Raw genomic sequence first — 17682 nt, 5'->3', positions numbered from 1 at the left:
TCGTCGGTCCCGGCGGTCCCGGCGGCTCAGTCGGTGGGGGAGCGGTCCGAGACGGAGACCAGCAGGACGCGGGTGTCCGCGCTGGTCGCGCGCCAGCGGTGACGCACCCCGCCGGTGAGGTAGAGGGTGTCGCCCCGGCCGAGGCGGTACGTGCGCCCCTCGGCCTCGACCTCGGCCGCGCCGTCCGCGACGTACATCAACTCGTCGCCCCGGTGCGTGAATTCGCGGTCGGCCCGCTGTGCGCCCGTGAACTCCAGGGCGTGCATCTGGTGGTGACCGCGGACCAGGGGGCGGACCCCGCCGTCGGAGGCCAGGCCCGCGTCCTCCCGGGCCCGGACCACGTCCACGGAGCGGTCCGCGGCGTCGGCGGCGGCGAGGAGCTCCACGGCGGTGGTGCGCAGGCCGTCCGCGATCCGCTGGAGCGAGCGCATGCTGGGCCGGGCGCGCTCGTTCTCGATCTGGCTGAGGAAGGGCACGGACAGGCCGCTGCGCTCCGCGACCGCGGCCAGCGTGAGGTCGAGGGCCCGCCGGCGGCGGCGCACGGCGCCACCGAGTCCAGGGCTCGCCGCACCGCCCGCGGCGGGTTTCTCCGTCATGATCGCGTCCTCCCCGGGTCACCTTACGTGCGGCCGGGCGATGTTTCGTACGCCCGTCACACAGCTGACACAACGGGCCCCTACCTTCGAACTCGTTCGAGTTCATCAAAGAAAGTTTGAGGAGGGGTAGTCGTGCCCACCGTCGACCAGAACCAGCGCCGCCGCCGCGGCACCGGTCTCATCGCCCTGGATCCCGACGCGGCGTTCGAGGGCCACACCCTCTACGCACCGCTGACCGGCGGCGGCGAGGTGTACCTGGTGAACCTGCGCGGCGAGACCGTGCACACCTGGAAACTGCCGCACCGCCCCGGCCGCCACGCCCGGATCCTGCCCGGCGGTCTCCTCGCCTACAACGGGGTCCTGCCCGACGAGGACGCCCTCTTCCCGATGTGGCACAAGTACCGCGGCGGCGTCATGGGCGTCCACGCACCCGACGGGACGGTGCTGCGCGAACACCGCGACCCGCTCCAGCACCACGACGCCCACCACCTGGACGACGGCGGGATCCTCTACACCGCCCTCGAACCCCTGACCGGCCGCGAGGCGGCCGCCGTCCGCGGCGGCGCCGCCGGTTCCGAAGCGGACGGCACCGTGTGGGCCGACACGATCAAGCAGGTCGACGCCGCGGGCAACGAGGTGTGGTCCTGGCGCGCGGCCGAACACCTGGACCGCGACGCGTACCCGCTGCACCCCGACTACGCCAGGGAGCACTGGCCGCTGATCAACTCCGTGGTCCCGCTCGCGGACGGCAACGTCCTCGCCAGCCTCCGCAGCGCGTCCGCCGTCGTGATCATCAGCCAGGAGACCGGCGAGGTCCTGTGGCGCACCGAGCCGGGCACCGTATCCCAGCAGCACCAACCCACCGAACTGGCCGACGGCAACCTGCTGGTCTTCGACAACGGGGTGTTCCGCCCGGGGCACGACGTCCCCTACTCGCGGGTGATCGAGATCGACCGCGGCTCCGGGAAGGTGGTGTGGGAGTACCACGACCCCGCCAAGGAGTCCTTCTTCGCCCCCTTCATGGGCGCCGCGCAACGCCTCCCCAACGGCAACACGCTGATCACCGACTCGCCGGCCGGGCGCCTCTTCGAGGTCACCGCCGAGGGCGTGCTGGTCTGGGAGTTCGTCGTCCCGCAGTTCGGCGGATACGAGGAGTCCGAGGTCCGCGCCCTCTTCCCCGCCGAGCCGAACGCGGTCTTCCGCGCCTACCGCTACGCGGCCGACGAACTGCCCTGGCTGGAGTCCGGATCATGAGTACGACGCCCACGCCCGCCGCGTCCCCCACCGTGCCCACGGCGAACCACGGCGCGCCCCCGGCGGCCCCACCGGCCTCCGCGACGACGCCCGACCCCGTCGACGAGCGGATACCCCTGCGGCGCCTCGCCCCGCTCGCCGTCCAGCACGTCCTCGCCATGGCCGCCGCGCCCGTCTCCACCGTCTTCCTCACCGCGGGCGCCCTGCGGCTGACCGGCGCGCAGAGCGCCGCCCTGCTCAGCGCGGTGCTCGTGCTGTCCGGCGCCGGATCGCTGCTCCAGTCCCTCGGCATCTGGAAGTTCGGGGCGCGGCTGCCGTTCGTCATGCTCCCCGGCGGCGCCGCCACCGCGCTGTTCATCCAGACCGCCAAGGACCACGGCCCGGCCGTCGCCTCCGGCTCGGTGCTCCTGGCCGCCGCGCTGCTCCTGGCGGTGGTCCCGCTGTACGCCCGCATCGTGCGGCTCTTCCCGCCCCTGGTCATGGGGGTCACCGTGCTGCTGATCGGGATCGCCATGATCCGCGTCGCCGCCCAGCTCATCACCGGGCCGACCGGGAACCCGCCGCCGCGGGCCGTGGTCCTGGCGGGCGTCACGGTGGCGGCGACCCTGGCCGCGTACCTCCTCCTGCGCGGCGTCTGGCGCCAGAGCGCGGTCCTCATCGGCATGGCCGCCGGGACCCTGATCGCGGTGGCGACGGGACTCGGGACCTTCGCCCCGGCCGCGGGCAGCGGCTTCGCCCTGCCCCACCCCTTCCCCTACGGGACGCCACGGTTCGACCTCCTCGCGGCCCTGCCCCTGCTCCTGTTCAGCCTCACCACCCTGGCCGAGATCACCGGCCAGAGCGTCCTCAACAGCGAGACGGTCGGCCGCGCGGCCGACCCGGGCCGCGACGTCCCGAAGATCGCCCGCGCCGACGCACTGACCTCGCTCTTCGCCGGCGTGCTCGGTACATCCCTGATGGTGACCAGCTCGGAGAACATCGGCATCGGCCGGCTGACCGGCGTCCGCAGCCGGTTCGTCACCGCCGCGGCCGGCGGCCTCCTCGTCGCCCTGGGCCTGCTCTCCCCGCTCTCCCGCGCGGTCGCGGGCCTGCCGCCGGCGGTGGTGGGAGGTTCCGCCCTCGTCGTCTACGCGGTGATCGCCGTCATGGGCGTCCAGATGCTCGCGCGCGCCGACCTGGCCGAGGGGAGCCGGTCGATGGTCGCCGCCCTCGCCCTCGCCGTGGGCCTCCTCCCGGTGCTCGCCCCGAACCTGTACGGGGCCTTCCCGGGCTGGGTCCGTACCGTCCTCGGCTCCGGCGTGGTCGCGGGCACGCTGGCGGCCGTCCTGCTCCACGCCCTCTTCGCCGCGAGGCGTTCCGATCGGTCAGGAACGGAGAAGCCGGAGCGGATCCCGAGTACCTAGCGTGGAGGCCATGGACATCAACCTTTCGCAAGCCTTCATCGCCGTCGACGACCACGACGCGGCGATCGCCTTCTACCGGGACGTGCTCGGCCTGGAGGTGCGGGGCGACGTCGCGGCGCACGGGATGCGGTGGGTGACGGTCGGCGCGCCGTCACAGCCCGACGTGGACATCGTCCTCGAACCGCCGCTCGCGCACCCGAACGCCTCGGCCGCCGACCGCGAGGCGGTGGCCGACCTGCTGGCCAAGGGCCTGCTGCGCGGGGTCGTCTTCCGCACCGACGACTGCGACGCCGTCTTCGAGCGGATCCGCGCCGCCGGCGGCGAGGTGGTGCAGGAGCCGATCGACCAACCGTACGGCGTCCGCGATTGCGCCTTCCGCGACCCGGCCGGGAACATGCTGCGCTTCAGCCAGGCGCGGGGGCGCTGACCCGGGCCCCGTGAACGGGCGCCCCCGCCCCGGCCGGCGCCCGCCGATCGGGGCGGGCGGGCGGCCGATCGGGTAGACAGGGGGAACCGGGTACGGCAGGGGGAGCGGACCGGCGCCGCGACCGCGCCGACGCAGCAGAGCAGCAGAGCAGCAGAGCAGCAGACATGGAGAGACGATGAGCAAGCGCACGAGGACGGACGCGCAGTCGCCTGCGCCGCACGGCGCCGACAGCCACGACCTGATCCGCGTGCACGGCGCGCGCGTGAACAACCTCAAGGACATCAGCGTCGAGATCCCCAAGCGCCGCCTGACGGTCTTCACGGGGGTCTCCGGCTCGGGCAAGAGCTCGCTGGTCTTCGGCACGATCGCCGCGGAGTCGCAGCGGCTGATCAACGAGACCTACAGCGCCTTCGTCCAGGGCTTCATGCCCACGACGGCCCGCCCGGAGGTCGACGTCCTGCACGGGCTGACGACCGCGATCATCGTCGACCAGCAGCGGATGGGCGCCGACCCCCGCTCCACGGTCGGCACCGCCACCGACGCGAACGCCATGCTGCGCATCCTCTTCAGCCGCCTCGGCACGCCGCACATCGGCCCGCCCGGCGCGTACGCCTTCAACGTCCCCTCCGTCCGGGCCAGCGGCGCCATCACCGTCGAGCGCGGCGCGAAGAAGACGGTGAAGGCCACCTTCCAGCGCACGGGCGGCATGTGCGTGCGCTGCGAGGGCCGGGGCGCGGTCTCCGACATCGACCTGACCCAGCTCTACGACGACTCGAAGTCCCTCGCCGAAGGGGCGTTCACCATCCCCGGCTGGAAGTCGGACAGCTTCTGGACCGTGCGCGTCTACGCCGAGTCGGGCCTCCTCGACCCGCACAAGCCGATCGCGAAGTTCACGAAGAAGGAGATGCAGGACTTCCTCTACCGGGAGCCGACCAAGGTGAAGGTCGAGGGCGTCAACCTCACCTACGAGGGACTGATCCCCAAGATCCAGAAGTCGATGCTGTCCAAGGACCGCGAGGCGATGCAGCCGCACATCCGCGAGTTCGTGGACCGCGCGGTCACCTTCACCACCTGTCCCGAGTGCGACGGCACCCGGCTCAGCGCCGAGGCCCGCTCGTCGAAGATCAAGAAGATCAGCATCGCCGACGCCTGCGCCCTCCAGATCAGCGACCTCGCCGCATGGGTGCACGGCCTCGACGAACCCTCGGTGGCGCCGCTGCTCGCCACGCTGCGCCAGACCCTGGACTCCTTCACGGAGATCGGGCTGGGCTACCTCTCCCTCGACCGGCCGTCGGGCACGCTCTCGGGGGGCGAGGCGCAGCGCGTCAAGATGGTCCGCCACCTCGGGTCCCCCCTCACCGACGTCACCTACGTCTTCGACGAGCCCACCACGGGCCTGCACCCCCACGACATCCAGCGGATGAACGACCTGCTCCTGCGGCTGCGGGACAAGGGCAACACCGTGCTCGTCGTGGAGCACAAGCCGGAGACCATCGCGATCGCCGACCACGTCGTCGACCTCGGCCCCGGCGCCGGTGCGGGCGGCGGCACCGTCTGCTTCGAGGGCACCGTCGAGGGCCTGCGGGCGGGCACTACCGTCACCGGCCGCCACTTCGACGACCGGGCCGCGGTCAAGGCCGCGGTGCGCGAGCGCACCGGGACCCTGGAGATCCGCGGCGCGCGCACGCACAACCTCAAGGGCGTCGACGTCGACGTCCCGCTCGGGGTGCTGACCGTCGTCACCGGCGTGGCGGGTTCCGGCAAGAGCTCCCTCGTCCACGGTTCGATCCCGCGCGGCGCCGCGGTGGTCCACGTCGACCAGGGCGCGATCCGCGGCTCGCGGCGCAGCAACCCGGCGACGTACACGGGCCTGCTCGACCCGATCCGCAAGGCCTTCGCCAAGGCCAACGGGGTGAAGCCGGCGTTGTTCAGCGCCAACTCCGAGGGCGCGTGCCCCGCCTGCAACGGCGCCGGAGTGATCTACACCGACCTGGCGATGATGGCCGGGGTCGCCAGCGTCTGCGAGGACTGCGAGGGCAAGCGGTTCGACGCGTCCGTCCTCGACTACCACCTCGGCGGCCGCGACATCAGCGAGGTGCTCGCGATGTCGGTGACCGAGGCGCGGGAGTTCTTCGGCGACGGCGAGGCGCGCACACCGGCCGCGCACGCCGTCCTGGTCCGGCTCGCCGACGTCGGGCTCGGTTACCTCAGCCTCGGTCAGCCGCTGACCACGCTGTCCGGCGGTGAGCGTCAGCGGCTCAAGCTGGCGACGCACATGGCGGAGAAGGGCGGGGTCTACGTCCTCGACGAGCCGACCGCGGGCCTCCATCTCGCCGACGTCGAGCAACTGCTCGGCCTGCTGGACCGGCTGGTGGACTCCGGCAAGTCGGTCATCGTCGTCGAGCACCACCAGGCCGTCATGGCGCACGCCGACTGGATCATCGACCTCGGTCCGGGCGCCGGCCACGACGGCGGCCGGATCGTCTTCGAGGGCACCCCCGCCGACCTCGTCGCTGCCCGCAGTACCCTCACCGGCGAGCACCTCGCGGCCTACGTCGGCACCTGACGGCGGGCCGCGCCGGCCCACCCGGACGGCGTGACGCCGCGTCACCCGGGTGGGCCGGCCCCGCTGGCGGCCCCGCACGGCCCCCGGCTTGCTGGAGGCATGAGACAAGGACGACCGGCAGGCAGACCGGCAGGACGACCGACGACGCCCTCGGGGCAGAGCCTGAGCACCCCGCGGATGGCCGGACTGGCGGGGGTGCTCTTCGCGATCCTGCTCGCGGGAGCCATCGTGCTGGCCCGGATCGCCCTGCCCGAAGGGGGCGGCGCGGCCCGCATCGCGATCACCTCCGGCCAGCGGGACGCGGTGACGGCCGCCGTGGAACTCGTACCTTTCGCGGGCATCGCCTTCCTCTGGTTCATGGGGGCGCTGCGGGCGCACGGCGGTGACGCCGAGGACCGCTTCGTCTCCACCGTCTTCCTCGGCAGCGGCCTGGTCTTCGTCGCCTGCCTCTTCGGCGCCGCCGCGGCCGCCGGCACGGTGCTCGACGCCGACCAGCCCCAGGATTTCGGCCGCCACTTCTCCTACACCCTGCTCACCACCTACGCGATGCGGATGGCCGCCGTCTTCGTCCTCGCGACCTCGACCATCGGACGCAGGCTCGGGGTCTTCCCGCGACCGCTGGTCCTCCTCGGGACCCTCGCCGGTCTGGTGCTGCTGGTGGTCGGTTCCTCGGTTCCGTGGTCCGAGCTGGTGTTCCCGGCCTGGGCCCTGACGATCAGCCTGTACGTCCTGAAGTCGGGCCTGGCGGGCCCGCGGGCGCCCGGCCCCGCGCCCGACCTCGCCTCCGACCCCGCGGCCTGACCCGTGGCGCGTCCCGCCCCCGCCCGGCGTCACCCGCGGCGATTCACTCCGACGGAGGCGTTGGACGGGCCCCGCCCCGAACCGGCCCGCAGGCTGGTCCGGGGAAGCCGCGGGGGTCACCGAAAGGACCACACCTTGCTGAGGCTCGTCGTCGATCTCAACCGGTGCCAGGGATACGCGCAGTGCGCCTTCCTAGCCCCCGACGTCTTCGCGATGCACGGGGACGAAGGGCTGCTCTACGACCCACAGGCCCGGGCGGCCCAGCGCGAGCGCGTGCTCCAGGCCGCCGCCGCGTGCCCCGTACAAGCGATCCTCGTGGACGAACTCGACCTGGCCGCGACCGGCGCCGGCGCGGCCACCGGATCCGGGGAGGTCTCCGATGGCTGACAGCGCCCTCGAACAGCTCAAGCGGTCCGGCCGGATCGTCATCGTCGGTGCCTCGCTGGCCGGCCTGCGGGCCGCGGAAACCATGCGGGAGAAGGGCTTCGCCGGTTCGCTGACCCTGATCGGCGACGAGCCCCACGAGCCGTACGACCGCCCGCCCCTGTCCAAGGGGGTGCTGCTGGGCCGGGCCGACGCGGACCGCACCCTGCTGCCCCGGCGCCGCGACCTCGGCGCCGAGTGGCGCCTGGGCGTACCGGCCGACGGCCTCGACATGGCCGCCCGTACGGTCAGACTGGCGGACGGCGACGAGGTGCCCTACGACCGCCTGCTGATCGCCACCGGGGTGCGCGCCCGGCCCTGGCCGAACGAGGCCGAGCGCGAACTGGGCGGCGTCTTCACCCTGCGCACCCGCGATGACGGAGCGGCCCTGGCCCGGGCGCTCGCCGCCGGACCGAGCCGGGTCCTGGTCATCGGCGCCGGGTTCACCGGCTCCGAGATCGCCTCCGCCTGCCGCGAACGCGGCCTGGAGGTGACCGTCGCCGAACGCGGGAACGGCCCCCTGGTCGGCGCCCTGGGCGGCGTGATCGGCGCCGTCGCCGCCGAAATGCAGCGCGAGAACGGCGTGGACCTGCGCACCGGCGTCATGGTCACGGGCCTGGAGGGCGACTCGACCGGCCGCGTCCGGGCGGCGCACTTCTCCGACGGCACCACCCTGGAGTGCGACGTCGTGGTCGTCTCGCTCGGCGCCCAGCGCAACACCGAGTGGCTGACCGGCTCCGGGCTCGGGGCGGGCCCGCGCGGCATCGCCTGCGACGCGGGCTGCCGGGCCTTCGACATCCGGGGCATCGTCACCGACGACATCTACGTGGCGGGCGACGTGGCCCGCTCCCCGCACGCGCTCTTCGGCTACCAGTTCCTGTCCCTGGAGCACTGGGGCAACGCCGTGGCCCAGGCCGAGACCGCCGCCCACAACATGCTGAGCGAGAGCACCGAGCGCCGCCCGCACCTGTGGGTGCCCGCGTTCTGGTCCTCCCAGTTCGGGGTGAACATCAAATCCGTCGGGGTGCCCTCCATGGGCACCGAGATCATGATCGCCCAGGGCTCGCGCGCCGAGCGCCGCTTCACCGGCGTCTACGGCTACCAGGGCCGGGTGATCGGAGCGGTCACCTTCGACAACTCGCGCTGGCTCCAGTTCTACGAGCAGCAGATCGAGGCGACCGCCCCCTTCCCGCTCCCGTTCACCACCGTGGACCGCCGCCCGGAGGGCCAGAAGCCGATCCCCGCGGACTTCCCCGACCCCTCCGTGCCCACGCACGGCCCGACCATCACCCTCAGCGGGTACTCCCCGGCCGACCGCCGGATCACCTTCACCCCCGCCGGGCACTGACCCGCACGCCCACGGAGGACCCGCCATGAACGACGGCATCCTGAGCCAGATCCTGGACTACGCCAACCGCGCCAACCCGTACCCGCTGTACGAGGAGCTGCGCAAGACTCCCGTGTTCCACGACGGGACCGGGCCGTACGTCATCAGCACCTACCACGACATCCAGAGCCTGCTGCACGACCCGCGGCTCAGCTCCGACTCCCGCAACCTGACCGCCATGGCCGGCGACCCGCTGGCCGAGGGCGGGGGAGAGGAGGAGACCGCGCTGCCACCGAGCTTCCTGAAACTGGACCCGCCGGAACACGACCGGCTGCGCCGGATGACCAACAGGCCCTTCGGGCCGCCGCACTCCCCGCACCGCGTCGACGGGATGCGCGACGGGCTGCGGGGGATCGTCACCGGGCTCATCGACAACCTCGGCGACCCCGGGGAGATCGACCTGGTCGACCAGTTCGCCTACCCGTTCCCCGTCACGATGATCTGCCAACTGCTGGGCGTGCCCCGCGAGGACGAGGCCCGCTTCCACGTGTGGGCCGACACCCTGGCGGCGAGCCTGGACCCCGACCCGGACTCCGACCCGGTGGAGCGCCAGCGCAGCACCCACGACTCCCGGATGGAACTCGGCATGTACCTCGCCGGGTTGATCGAGGAGCGGCGCAAGAACCCGGGCGACGACATGCTCTCCCAACTGGCCGTCGGAAACGGCCCGGACGAGACCCTGTCCACCATGGAGCTGCTCAGCACGGCCGCCCTGCTGCTCATCGCCGGGCACGAGACCACGGTCAACCTGATCACCAACGGGATGCTGACGCTGCTGCGCAATCCGGACGTCCTGGCGCAGCTCCGCAAGGAGCCGGGGCTGGCGGTGCCGCTCGTCGAGGAGCTGCTGCGGTTCGAACCGCCCGTGCAGTTGCTGCCCCAACGCACGCCCCTCGTCGACATCGAGGTCCGCGGGGTCACCATCCCCAAGGGCTCCTCGATGTGGCTCATCCTGGCCTCCGGCAACCGGGACCCGGCCCGCTTCGAGCACCCGGACCGCTTCGACCCGTACCGCAAGGACATCCAGCACCTGGGCCTCGGCAGTGGCATCCACAGCTGCTTCGGCGCCCCGCTGGCGCGCCTGGAGGCGCAGCTCGCGCTGAGCGAGCTGGCCCGGCGGTTGGAGAACCCCCGGCTCCTGGAGGACCCGCCGCCGTACCGGCAGAACGCGGTGCTCCGCGGTCCCCGGCACCTGAGGATCGGCTGCGACGGGATCCGCCCCTGAGCGCGGGGACACGGGTGGGCGCTCACGCCTCCAGGCGTGCGCGCCACCAGTCCAGCGTCGCCCCGACCTGCTCGTCGAGGGGGGTGGCGCGCTGCGCGAAGCGCGCTTCGTAGGCCCGCGCGTCGATGACGAACGGCCGGTCGAACTGGTAGCGGACCTCCTTCAGTTCGCGGATCAGCGGCGAGAGGAGCGAGGCGACGCCGAGTACGGCGGACGGGAGCGGGCGCACGGCGACCGGTCCCGTCGCCGCCCGGGCGGCGAGGAGGTCGACCATCTCGCGGGTGGACCGCGGCGGCTCCGTGGGGACGTGCCAGGCGCGTCCCCACGCCCGCTCGTCGCCCGCGACCTCGACCAGGGCCCCGGCCACGTCCGGGAGGTAGCTCCAGCTGTGCGGGGCGTCCGGGTCCCCGAGGGCGGAGACCGGCTTGCCGCGCAGCACGCGCGGCACGACCCGGGCGGCCAGGTGCCCGCCGTCGGTCACGCCGGGGCCGAAGAAGTCCGAGGCCCGGACCTCGACCGCCTTGATCCGACCCTGCTCGTGGAGCGCCAGCGCCCGCTCCCAAACGGCCACCCGCACGCGGCCCTTGGGGCCGGTCGCCGCGAGCGGCAGCTCCTCGGTGAGGGGGCCGTCGACCGGACCGTAGCCGTAGAGGTTGCCCAGCATGACCAGGACGGCCCCGGTCGCCTCGGCGGTCGCGCACAGGGCTGCGGCCAGCGGGGGCCACGCGCTCGTCCAGCGGTGGTAGGGCGGGGCGGCGCAGCTGAAGACCGCGGCCGCGCCCCGCGCCGCCGCGATCAGTTGCTCGCCGTCCGCCGCGTCCAACGCGACGTGCTCGATGCCGGGTTCGGGGCTGCGGCCCGAGCGGGTGACGACGCGCACCGAGTGCCCCCGCTCGGCCAGCAGTCGGGCGGTGGCGGCCCCGGCGGGCCCGAATCCTACGACGACGTAATGGCTCACGGACGCACACTAGCGCGTGTGTGCGGGCCACTTGGGGTGGCGCCCGGCCGGTCGGCCCGTCCGGCCCTCAGCCTCCGTCGGTCCCGGTCCCGCCGCCGGTGCCCGGCCCTTCGGGCGGTGCGGTCCCGGCGCGGTGGACCAGGCGGTAGCCGTACGGGCGCTTGCGGCCCCGCTTCTCGGTGTAACGGACCCGCGCCCCGCGGAGCGCGGCCTCGACGAGGTCGTTGACGGCGGCGTTGCTCCGCCGGATCCGGGTGAGCTGGTCCCGGGTGAGGCCCGCGGCGCGGGCGGCGGTGCCGAGGTGCGCCTCCCGGGCGAGGGACCGCAGCAGGATGCCGAGGGCGAAGCCGTTGAGTCGTCCGTGCGGTGCCACCGGCAGGGAGGCGGCCAGGGCGGTGGCCGCCACCAGGGCCGCGTCGAAGGCGGGGTCCCGCCTCCAGCGGATCAGCAGGGCCTCCGAAACGCCCGCGGCGGCGGCGCACCCCGCGGGGCCCAGACCCATGGCGGCCGCGTGCAGGGCCCGGGCGCGGCGCGCACCGGTCTCCGCGATCAGGTCCGGCTGTCCGTGGACCGCGCCGATCAGGTCCTGTTCCAGCGCGTCCACGGCCGCCAGCCGGGCCACCACGCGCTCCGCCCAGCCCTCGGGCCGGGCCGCTGCCTCCAGTGCGGGGTCGTTCACGTTCCGCGCGCCTCCTGCCGGCCGTTCCGGTCGTCGGGCCCATTGTGCGGCTGCGGGCGGCCGCGCCGCGCGGGCGCCCGGCGCGCCGTTGCACGGTTCTCGGCCCGACCATCGTCTACAGTGCAGTAGACCGTCTACGCGATTGTAGTCGATCGGCTCGTCGGTGGGGCGCCGCACCAGCACCACCACCGCCATGTCGCTGACCGCCGCCCGACCACCCGAGAGGCCCGCCCATGGCTGCTTCCGTGACCGCCGCGACCGACCTGGCGGTCAACCTGCTCGACGCGCACGCGCTCCTGGCCGCCTTCGGCGTGGTGGGCATCGGGGTCGTGATGTTCGCCGAGACCGGGCTGCTGATCGGCTTCTTCCTGCCCGGGGACTCCCTGCTCTTCACCGCCGGCCTGCTGTGCGCGGGTCCGGCCGGAGCGGTCACGACGCTCTCGCTCCCGCTGGTCCTGGTAGCCGCCGTGGCCGGCGCGCTGGCCGGCGCCCAGTGCGGCTACCTGATCGGGCGCCGGGCGGGCGCGACCCTCCTCGCCCGCAGCCGGTCCCCGCGGCTGCACGAGGGGGCCGAACGGGCCGAGCGGTTGCTGGAGCGGTACGGCCACGCCAAGGCGATCGTGCTGGCCCGTTTCGTACCCGTGGTGCGCACCGTCCTGAACCCGCTCGCCGGAGCCCTGATGGTCCCGGCCCGCGCTTCACCCTCTGGCAGGTCGCCGGCGGGCTGGTGTGGACGCTGGGCCTGGTGCTCGCCGGCTACGGGCTCGGCTCCTCCGTCCCCGACGTCGACCGGTACCTGTTGCCGATCGTCGCCGCCATCGTCGCCCTGTCCCTGCTTCCCCTGGCGATCGAACTGCTCCGCTCCCGGCGGGCCGTCAAGCACCGGAACGGATCCACTGGATGACCACCGCGCACCTCCCTGCCTTCGCCCAACTGCCCCCGTACGTCCCCGCGCACGCCCTGGCGTACGACGGTTCGGGCGTCGACGGCCCCGCGTACGTCGACGTGACCGGGCTCGCCCACCGGGCCCCCGGCTGGCTCGACACCCTCGTCTCGGCCTGGTCGGCCTACGGGCTGGCGCTGTTCGCGGTGCTGATGGTCGTCGGCTGGTGGCGGGCCCGTCGCGCGGGCGCCCCCGCGGCGGTCACCGCCCTCGCGGCCGCGCCGATCACCCTCCTGGCCTTCGGCGTCGATGCCCTGCTGAAACTCGCCGTGCGCGAGGACCGGCCCTGCCGGACCCTCGCCGCCGTGACGCTGGAGGCGTGTCCCGCCCCCGGCGACTGGTCCTTCCCCAGCAACCACGCCGCCCTCGCGGCGGCGGCCGCCGTCGCCCTGCTCTTCGTCTCGCGCCGGCTCGGCGCCGTGGCCCTGGTCGCGGCGGCGCTGATGGCCGCCTCCCGGGTGTGGGTGGGCGTGCACTACCCGCACGACGTGCTGGCCGGCTGCCTCGTCGGCGCCGCGGTCGCCGCCGCGGCGGCCCGTACGGTGCGACGCCACCAGGGCGCACTGGCCGACCGGCTGAAGCGCGGCCCGCTGCGTCCACTGCTGGCCGCCGCATGACCCGTACCATCGCCGCCCGCCGCGCCGGGTGGCTGGCCCTGGTCGCCGCGTCGCTCCTCGCGCTGCTGGCGCTGTGGGTCGTGCGCGCCCCGGACCACCTGTTGCCCGCCGACGCGGGCCTGCACCGCTGGTCCGTGACGCACCGCCCGGCCTCCGCGGCGACCCTGGCCCGCGTGCTCACCGACACCGGCACCGGGTTCGTCCCGTACGTCCTGCTGCTCGTGGCCGGCTGGTACGCGGGGCGCACCACCCGGCGCGGGGCCCGCACTGCCGCGGCGCTGCTGCTGTGCCTCGGTGCGGGGCAGGTGGTGCGCTACGCGGTCATGGCGCTGGTCGCCCGCCCGCGCCCCGCGGTCGGTGACTGGGCCGCGCACGCCTCGGGGTGGTCCTTCCCCTCCGGCCACACCAGCACGGCCGCGATGACCGCCGGGCTGCTGGTCGCCGCGCTGTTCCTGCGCGGCTCCCGGGTGCCCCGCACCGCCGTGGTGCTCATCGGCCTGTGGGGCGCGGGGGTCGGCCTCAGCCGCGTCTACCTCGGGGTGCATTGGTTCACCGACGTGCTCGGCGGCTGGCTCTTCGCCACCGCGTGGCTCGCGCTCCTCGCCCACCTCTACCTGCGGCGCACCGGGGGGACCGCCTAGGCAGGAATGAAGGCGTCCTCGGGCGAGTCGTCGAGGACGAAGCCGTTGTCGAGACGGACGCGGACCGTCGCGCGCAGCCGCTGCTCCTGATAGGCGACCCAATGGGGCTCCAGGGCGGCGACCTTCTCCACCAACTGCTGCCGGCTCGCCGGGGGCATCTGCGGGCCGAAGTCCTCCAGGAGCGAGGAGAGCCGCAGGTACTCGGCCGCCTCCGGGCCCTGCCGGTCGTGGACGACCACCTGCTCGACGGTCCCCTCGACGCCCGCCGCCAGGGACAGCGATCCGATGACGGTCCCGGGCGATTCCGGGGACTCGCCCGTCACCGCGACCCAGTCGGTGAGTCTGGTGTCCGCCGCGAGTTTCACCCGCTGGCCTTCGTGGAGCGTCATGGATCCTTCGTTCGTTCCGTAGGGCGATCGTCGGTGCCATTGTCCAGGACCCGTGGCGGATGCCGGCTAGGGGGTGTCTGACGGATGTGCGTGGGGAAGGAGCGGTGTCCGGTGCGTGCTCTCGGCGCGGCGACCGGAAGTCCGTGTACTGGACGTACTCGGGCTTTCGGTCGGTGCGGCGAGAGTGCGTGCCGGGCGCCGCGACGCCACGCACATCCGTCAGACACTCCCTACAGGGGGCGCCCGCCGGTGCCGCTCTGCGTGCCGGCGCCCGGGGCGGCCACGAGCTGTCCGGTGGCGGTCAGGGCGAGCCGGGAGAACAGGGTGCCGGAGAACCCGAACAGCAGGGAGATGGCCAGGGCGATCGGCGCCGCGGGCGCGTTCCACGAGTTGTCGAGGAACACGTGACCCAGGAGGTTGAGCTCCGGGTCGGCGAGCATGCGGACCAGCAGCAGGCCGCCGACCGAGGCGAGGGCGCCGCCGACCGGGGCCAGGACCAGCACCCCCCAGGAGGAGGGGCGCTGAGCGCGCATGACCCCGACGAGCGGGGACAGGAAGCCGCCCAGTGCCCCGAAGACCATCGTCAGCCGGTGGTCCATGACGGCGCCGATCAGCAGCACCGCGCCGATCCCGGTCGTGGCCAGCCACAGGGCGATGCGCTGCTGCTCGTACTCCCGTTCGGCTTCGGTGTCCTCCCGGTCGTGGAGGTGCTCGACGGTGGCGAACAGGAGGGCGCCGGCCTCGGGCCCGGTGGCGGGCTGCGCGGCCAGTTCGGCGGCGAGCTCCGGGTCACCGGGATGAGGGGAGGCCGCGAGCCGAAGGCGTACCGACCGGACCTGCGCGGTGATCTCCTCGGGCGTCTCCAGGCGCAGGAGCTGGCGCTCGGCGCTGTGCAGCATCCGCCAGGCAGCGGCCAGTTTGGACAGCGGGATCGCGATCACCCATGAGGTGGGCAGCAGCCGCCACACCACCAGGCCGCTCTTCTCCAGGTCGTCCAGCCGCCCGGTCACGGCAGCCAGGGCCGCCGTCGTGACGGGGTCGACGGTGTCCGCGGCGGCCAGGACCGACGCCCGGGCCCGGCAGTCCCGGATGCGGCCTTGGAGCAGCCGGTAGCGGGGGGCCGCGATGAGCCCCCTACTGGTGATGTACACGATCCCCAGGTAACAGGCGCAGACCAGCTCCAGCGCCCAGCGGCCGTCCCCCACGATCTTCTCCCACACCCCGGGCCCCCTCCCGTCCCTGGCCTACCGGCGGGCTCATCCTGCCGCACGCCGCGGCCGGTTGGGGAGCGGTTCCACGGATGAGGTGCGGGGCCGGGCGGCCGGGTCAGTCCCGCCGGTCCGTGCTCGTGTCGTCGTCGATCCGAATCCACTGGACCTCCAGGTCGCCGGTGGAGGCGAGGGTGGAGCGCAGGCGGGCCTCGGAGTTCGTCGTGCCGGTCACCAGGGCGATGAAGGGCTTCGCTCCGGCGCGCTGGGCGAGGAAAGCGGTCGGATCCGGCACGTTCCCCGCGCCGGGCAGCGGGACCATGTGGGCGGGGTGCAAGAGGTGCCAGGTCTCGGGATCGACCCCCGGCGCGTGGTGCAGGACCGCGCGCTCTCCCGCCCCCGCCCCGTACATCACGGTCACCGCCACCGCCGCGCTATGGGCGGGTCCCACCGCCAGACCCGCACCGACGCACCGGTAGAACTCGCGGGCGAAGGTGATGGCCATCACGTCCTGCACCCGCCCGGGATAGCCGATCGCACACCCGGCGGTCCGCGCCAACTCCTCGGCCGCGCCGTTGGTGGCGCAGGCATTGAGCAGCACGAGCCGCACGCCCTTGCCGGCCGCCGCCAACAAGTCGCCGAGCCCTGCGGTGACCAGTGGGGCGTCACCGCCGTCCGTGGTCAGGACCCGTAGACCATCGTCGGTCGCGTGGCCGGAGAAATGGACCACCGTCGGGGCCCGCTCCAGCAGATGCTCCAGGATGTCCTCGCCGCGCACCGCCTGGGCGGTGTGCACCGCCAGCCCGTCGCGGTAGCGGGCCGAGCGCACGACCTGAGCGACCTGGCGCTGCTCCTCACCGGTGTCGGGGCCACCGAGTCGGGTGCCGACCGCGGACAACATCAGCACGTTCGCCGGCGGGGGGCCGTTCACCCTTCGGGCGCCGGGACAGTGGCGGCCAGGACCGCCTGCAGGACGGCGCTCAGTGCGGCGGCCCGTGAGGGCCGGGCGGACAACAGGGACGCTAGTTCGGCCACGGCCCTATTGCGCTCCTCCTGGGTGGGTGCGGCCTCCTGCGCCGCGGCGGCCAGGACGTCTGCTGGATGTGGTGCCGCTGCCCGCCGGGCCGCACGCACCACTGCCCCGGTCGGGGCCTCGTCCAGGGCGCGGGCGGCCAGCCAGTGCACCGTTGCCGTCCAGGAGGCGTCGAAGACGCCCTCCTCGATCAGCGCGAGCCATCCGAGCGCTTGCCCGTCCGCAGCCTCCAGGGCCTGCTGTACACGGGCGTGCAGTGCCTGCCGGTCCTCCAACAGGCCGTAGACGGCCTCGATGCCGTCGCCGGCGGCCATCGCCAGGATCGCGCGGTGCACGGTGATGACTCGGCTCTCACCCTGGGGCCCCTCGCCCATGCCGGCCAGCGCCCCGTCCGCGTCGGGAGCGAGGAGGTCGTCGGCACGCGCGGCCAGGAACGCGGCCGAACCCGCCCAACCTCCGTCCCCGGAGCTCGCCTGGATCCACGCGGTCAGGGTCTCGGTCAGCAGCAGCGGCCGATACACCACGTCAACCGGCACTCCGGCCACCATCTGATTCAGCAGCTTCGCGTGCCAGGCCGCGGCACCGCCCAACAGCGCCCACTCCCGCAAGGCCAGGACGGACGTGGCATCGAGCAGAGCGGTGTGGCCCGTCAAGAAGTCGCGGGAGTCGGCCCAGGTCTTCGTGTCGATCCAGTCCGCTGTCAGTTTGAGGGCCGCTTCGCTGACATTCAGCCACGTCGATGCTTCAGCGGACCCGCTCCCTTCCCCGCACAGGCGCAGCACTGTCCCGCGCTGCGCGGGGTCGGACTCGACCACGCGTCGCAGGAGCTGGCGGACGCGGAAGACGGTCTGCCCATCGAGCCCGGCGGGCGAAGCCAACAGTACGCACAACGCCTTGGCCCCTTCGACTGCCCCGCTGTATTCCAGGACGAACACGGCTCGCCGGTAGGAGAGCTCAGCGGCGGCCCACGGCTCTCCGTGCCACGAGTCGATGACCTCCGCGTAGAGCCTCAGGGCCTCGTCTAGCCGTCCGATCTCCGCGAGCTGGACAGCGAGGTTGTTGAGCGACATTGCCAGGTCGGGGAGGTAGGCGTCGGGGTTGGCTTGGGCGAGTGTGCGACGGATCTGGACGG

At 73.6% G+C, this 17682-nt stretch carries 17 protein-coding genes and 1 pseudogene; 11 read left to right on the top strand and 7 right to left on the bottom strand.

Annotation, left to right across the window (positions count from 1 at the left end; genetic code table 11):
- Positions 1–26: 26 nt before the first annotated feature.
- On the bottom strand, positions 27–596 hold the full coding sequence (locus ACIQWR_RS26900; protein ID WP_404014424.1) for a helix-turn-helix domain-containing protein: 570 nt from the start codon (positions 594–596) through the stop codon (positions 27–29).
- Between the two features lie 132 nt (positions 597–728).
- On the opposite strand from ACIQWR_RS26900, the gene ACIQWR_RS26895 reads away from it, so the two are divergent.
- The 8 genes from ACIQWR_RS26895 (at position 729) to ACIQWR_RS26860 (ending at position 10082) form a co-directional block, all read left to right on the top strand.
- Positions 729–1850: an aryl-sulfate sulfotransferase gene (locus ACIQWR_RS26895; RefSeq protein WP_404014421.1), complete on the top strand. Its 1122-nt coding sequence runs from the start codon at positions 729–731 to the stop codon at positions 1848–1850.
- The gene (locus ACIQWR_RS26890; RefSeq protein ID WP_404014418.1) at positions 1847–3253 is read left to right on the top strand and encodes a uracil-xanthine permease family protein; all 1407 of its coding nucleotides are present in this window, start codon (positions 1847–1849) and stop codon (positions 3251–3253) included. Before ACIQWR_RS26895 ends, ACIQWR_RS26890 begins: the two co-directional genes overlap by 4 nt.
- A 10-nt stretch (positions 3254–3263) precedes the next feature.
- Positions 3264–3680, top strand: coding sequence for a VOC family protein (locus ACIQWR_RS26885; protein WP_404014415.1), 417 nt, complete (start codon positions 3264–3266; stop codon positions 3678–3680).
- Positions 3681–3855: 175 nt separating this feature from the next.
- A complete protein-coding gene (locus ACIQWR_RS26880) occupies positions 3856–6246 on the top strand; it encodes an ATP-binding cassette domain-containing protein (RefSeq protein ID WP_404014412.1) in 2391 nt (796 codons plus the stop codon).
- A gap of 177 nt (positions 6247–6423) precedes the next feature.
- Positions 6424–7047 carry a hypothetical protein gene (locus ACIQWR_RS26875; RefSeq protein WP_404014409.1) on the top strand — a complete coding sequence of 208 codons (624 nt, stop codon included), beginning with the start codon at positions 6424–6426 and terminating at the stop codon, positions 7045–7047.
- Between the two features lie 138 nt (positions 7048–7185).
- Entirely contained in the window at positions 7186–7434 is a 249-nt protein-coding gene (locus ACIQWR_RS26870) for a ferredoxin (protein ID WP_404014548.1), read from the top strand.
- The gene (locus ACIQWR_RS26865; protein WP_404014406.1) at positions 7427–8818 is read left to right on the top strand and encodes an NAD(P)/FAD-dependent oxidoreductase; all 1392 of its coding nucleotides are present in this window, start codon (positions 7427–7429) and stop codon (positions 8816–8818) included. Before ACIQWR_RS26870 ends, ACIQWR_RS26865 begins: the two co-directional genes overlap by 8 nt.
- Positions 8819–8843: 25 nt before the next feature.
- Positions 8844–10082 carry a cytochrome P450 gene (locus ACIQWR_RS26860; protein WP_404014403.1) on the top strand — a complete coding sequence of 413 codons (1239 nt, stop codon included), beginning with the start codon at positions 8844–8846 and terminating at the stop codon, positions 10080–10082.
- A 22-nt stretch (positions 10083–10104) separates the two neighbouring features.
- Here ACIQWR_RS26860 and ACIQWR_RS26855 read toward each other — a convergent pair whose 3' ends face one another.
- Entirely contained in the window at positions 10105–11040 is a 936-nt protein-coding gene (locus ACIQWR_RS26855; protein WP_404014401.1) for an NAD-dependent epimerase/dehydratase family protein, read from the bottom strand.
- Positions 11041–11107: 67 nt separating this feature from the next.
- Positions 11108–11719 carry a hypothetical protein gene (locus ACIQWR_RS26850; RefSeq protein ID WP_404014398.1) on the bottom strand — a complete coding sequence of 204 codons (612 nt, stop codon included), beginning with the start codon at positions 11717–11719 and terminating at the stop codon, positions 11108–11110.
- 233 nt (positions 11720–11952) lie between these two features.
- Between ACIQWR_RS26850 and ACIQWR_RS26845 the strand changes: the two are divergent.
- The 3 genes and pseudogenes from ACIQWR_RS26845 to ACIQWR_RS26835 all read left to right on the top strand — a co-directional run bounded on the left by ACIQWR_RS26845 (position 11953) and on the right by ACIQWR_RS26835 (position 13920).
- Positions 11953–12623, top strand: a pseudogene (locus ACIQWR_RS26845) (DedA family protein).
- The gene (locus tag ACIQWR_RS26840) at positions 12620–13279 is read left to right on the top strand and encodes a phosphatase PAP2 family protein (RefSeq protein ID WP_404014395.1); all 660 of its coding nucleotides are present in this window, start codon (positions 12620–12622) and stop codon (positions 13277–13279) included. Before ACIQWR_RS26845 ends, ACIQWR_RS26840 begins: the two are co-directional and overlap by 4 nt.
- Positions 13276–13920: a phosphatase PAP2 family protein gene (locus tag ACIQWR_RS26835; RefSeq protein ID WP_404014392.1), complete on the top strand. Its 645-nt coding sequence runs from the start codon at positions 13276–13278 to the stop codon at positions 13918–13920. Before ACIQWR_RS26840 ends, ACIQWR_RS26835 begins: the two co-directional genes overlap by 4 nt.
- Here ACIQWR_RS26835 and ACIQWR_RS26830 read toward each other — a convergent pair.
- From ACIQWR_RS26830 to ACIQWR_RS26815, 4 genes are all read right to left on the bottom strand, one after another.
- Positions 13917–14309, bottom strand: coding sequence for a hypothetical protein (locus ACIQWR_RS26830; protein ID WP_404014389.1), 393 nt, complete (start codon positions 14307–14309; stop codon positions 13917–13919). The two genes, ACIQWR_RS26835 and ACIQWR_RS26830, sit on opposite strands and share 4 nt — an antisense overlap.
- A gap of 230 nt (positions 14310–14539) precedes the next feature.
- Positions 14540–15529, bottom strand: coding sequence for a hypothetical protein (locus ACIQWR_RS26825; protein WP_404014386.1), 990 nt, complete (start codon positions 15527–15529; stop codon positions 14540–14542).
- Positions 15530–15635: 106 nt separating this feature from the next.
- Entirely contained in the window at positions 15636–16448 is an 813-nt protein-coding gene (locus ACIQWR_RS26820; protein ID WP_404014383.1) for a CHAT domain-containing protein, read from the bottom strand.
- Positions 16445–17682, bottom strand: a 1238-nt coding sequence (locus ACIQWR_RS26815; RefSeq protein WP_404014380.1) for a hypothetical protein, incomplete at its 5' end; no start/stop codon positions are given. The genes ACIQWR_RS26815 and ACIQWR_RS26820, both read right to left, overlap by 4 nt.

It is taken from the genome of Streptomyces sp. NPDC098789 (assembly GCF_044759975.1).
Lineage (GTDB): Bacteria > Actinomycetota > Actinomycetes > Streptomycetales > Streptomycetaceae > Streptomyces.
This window is presented reverse-complemented; position numbering and strand designations above follow the sequence as displayed.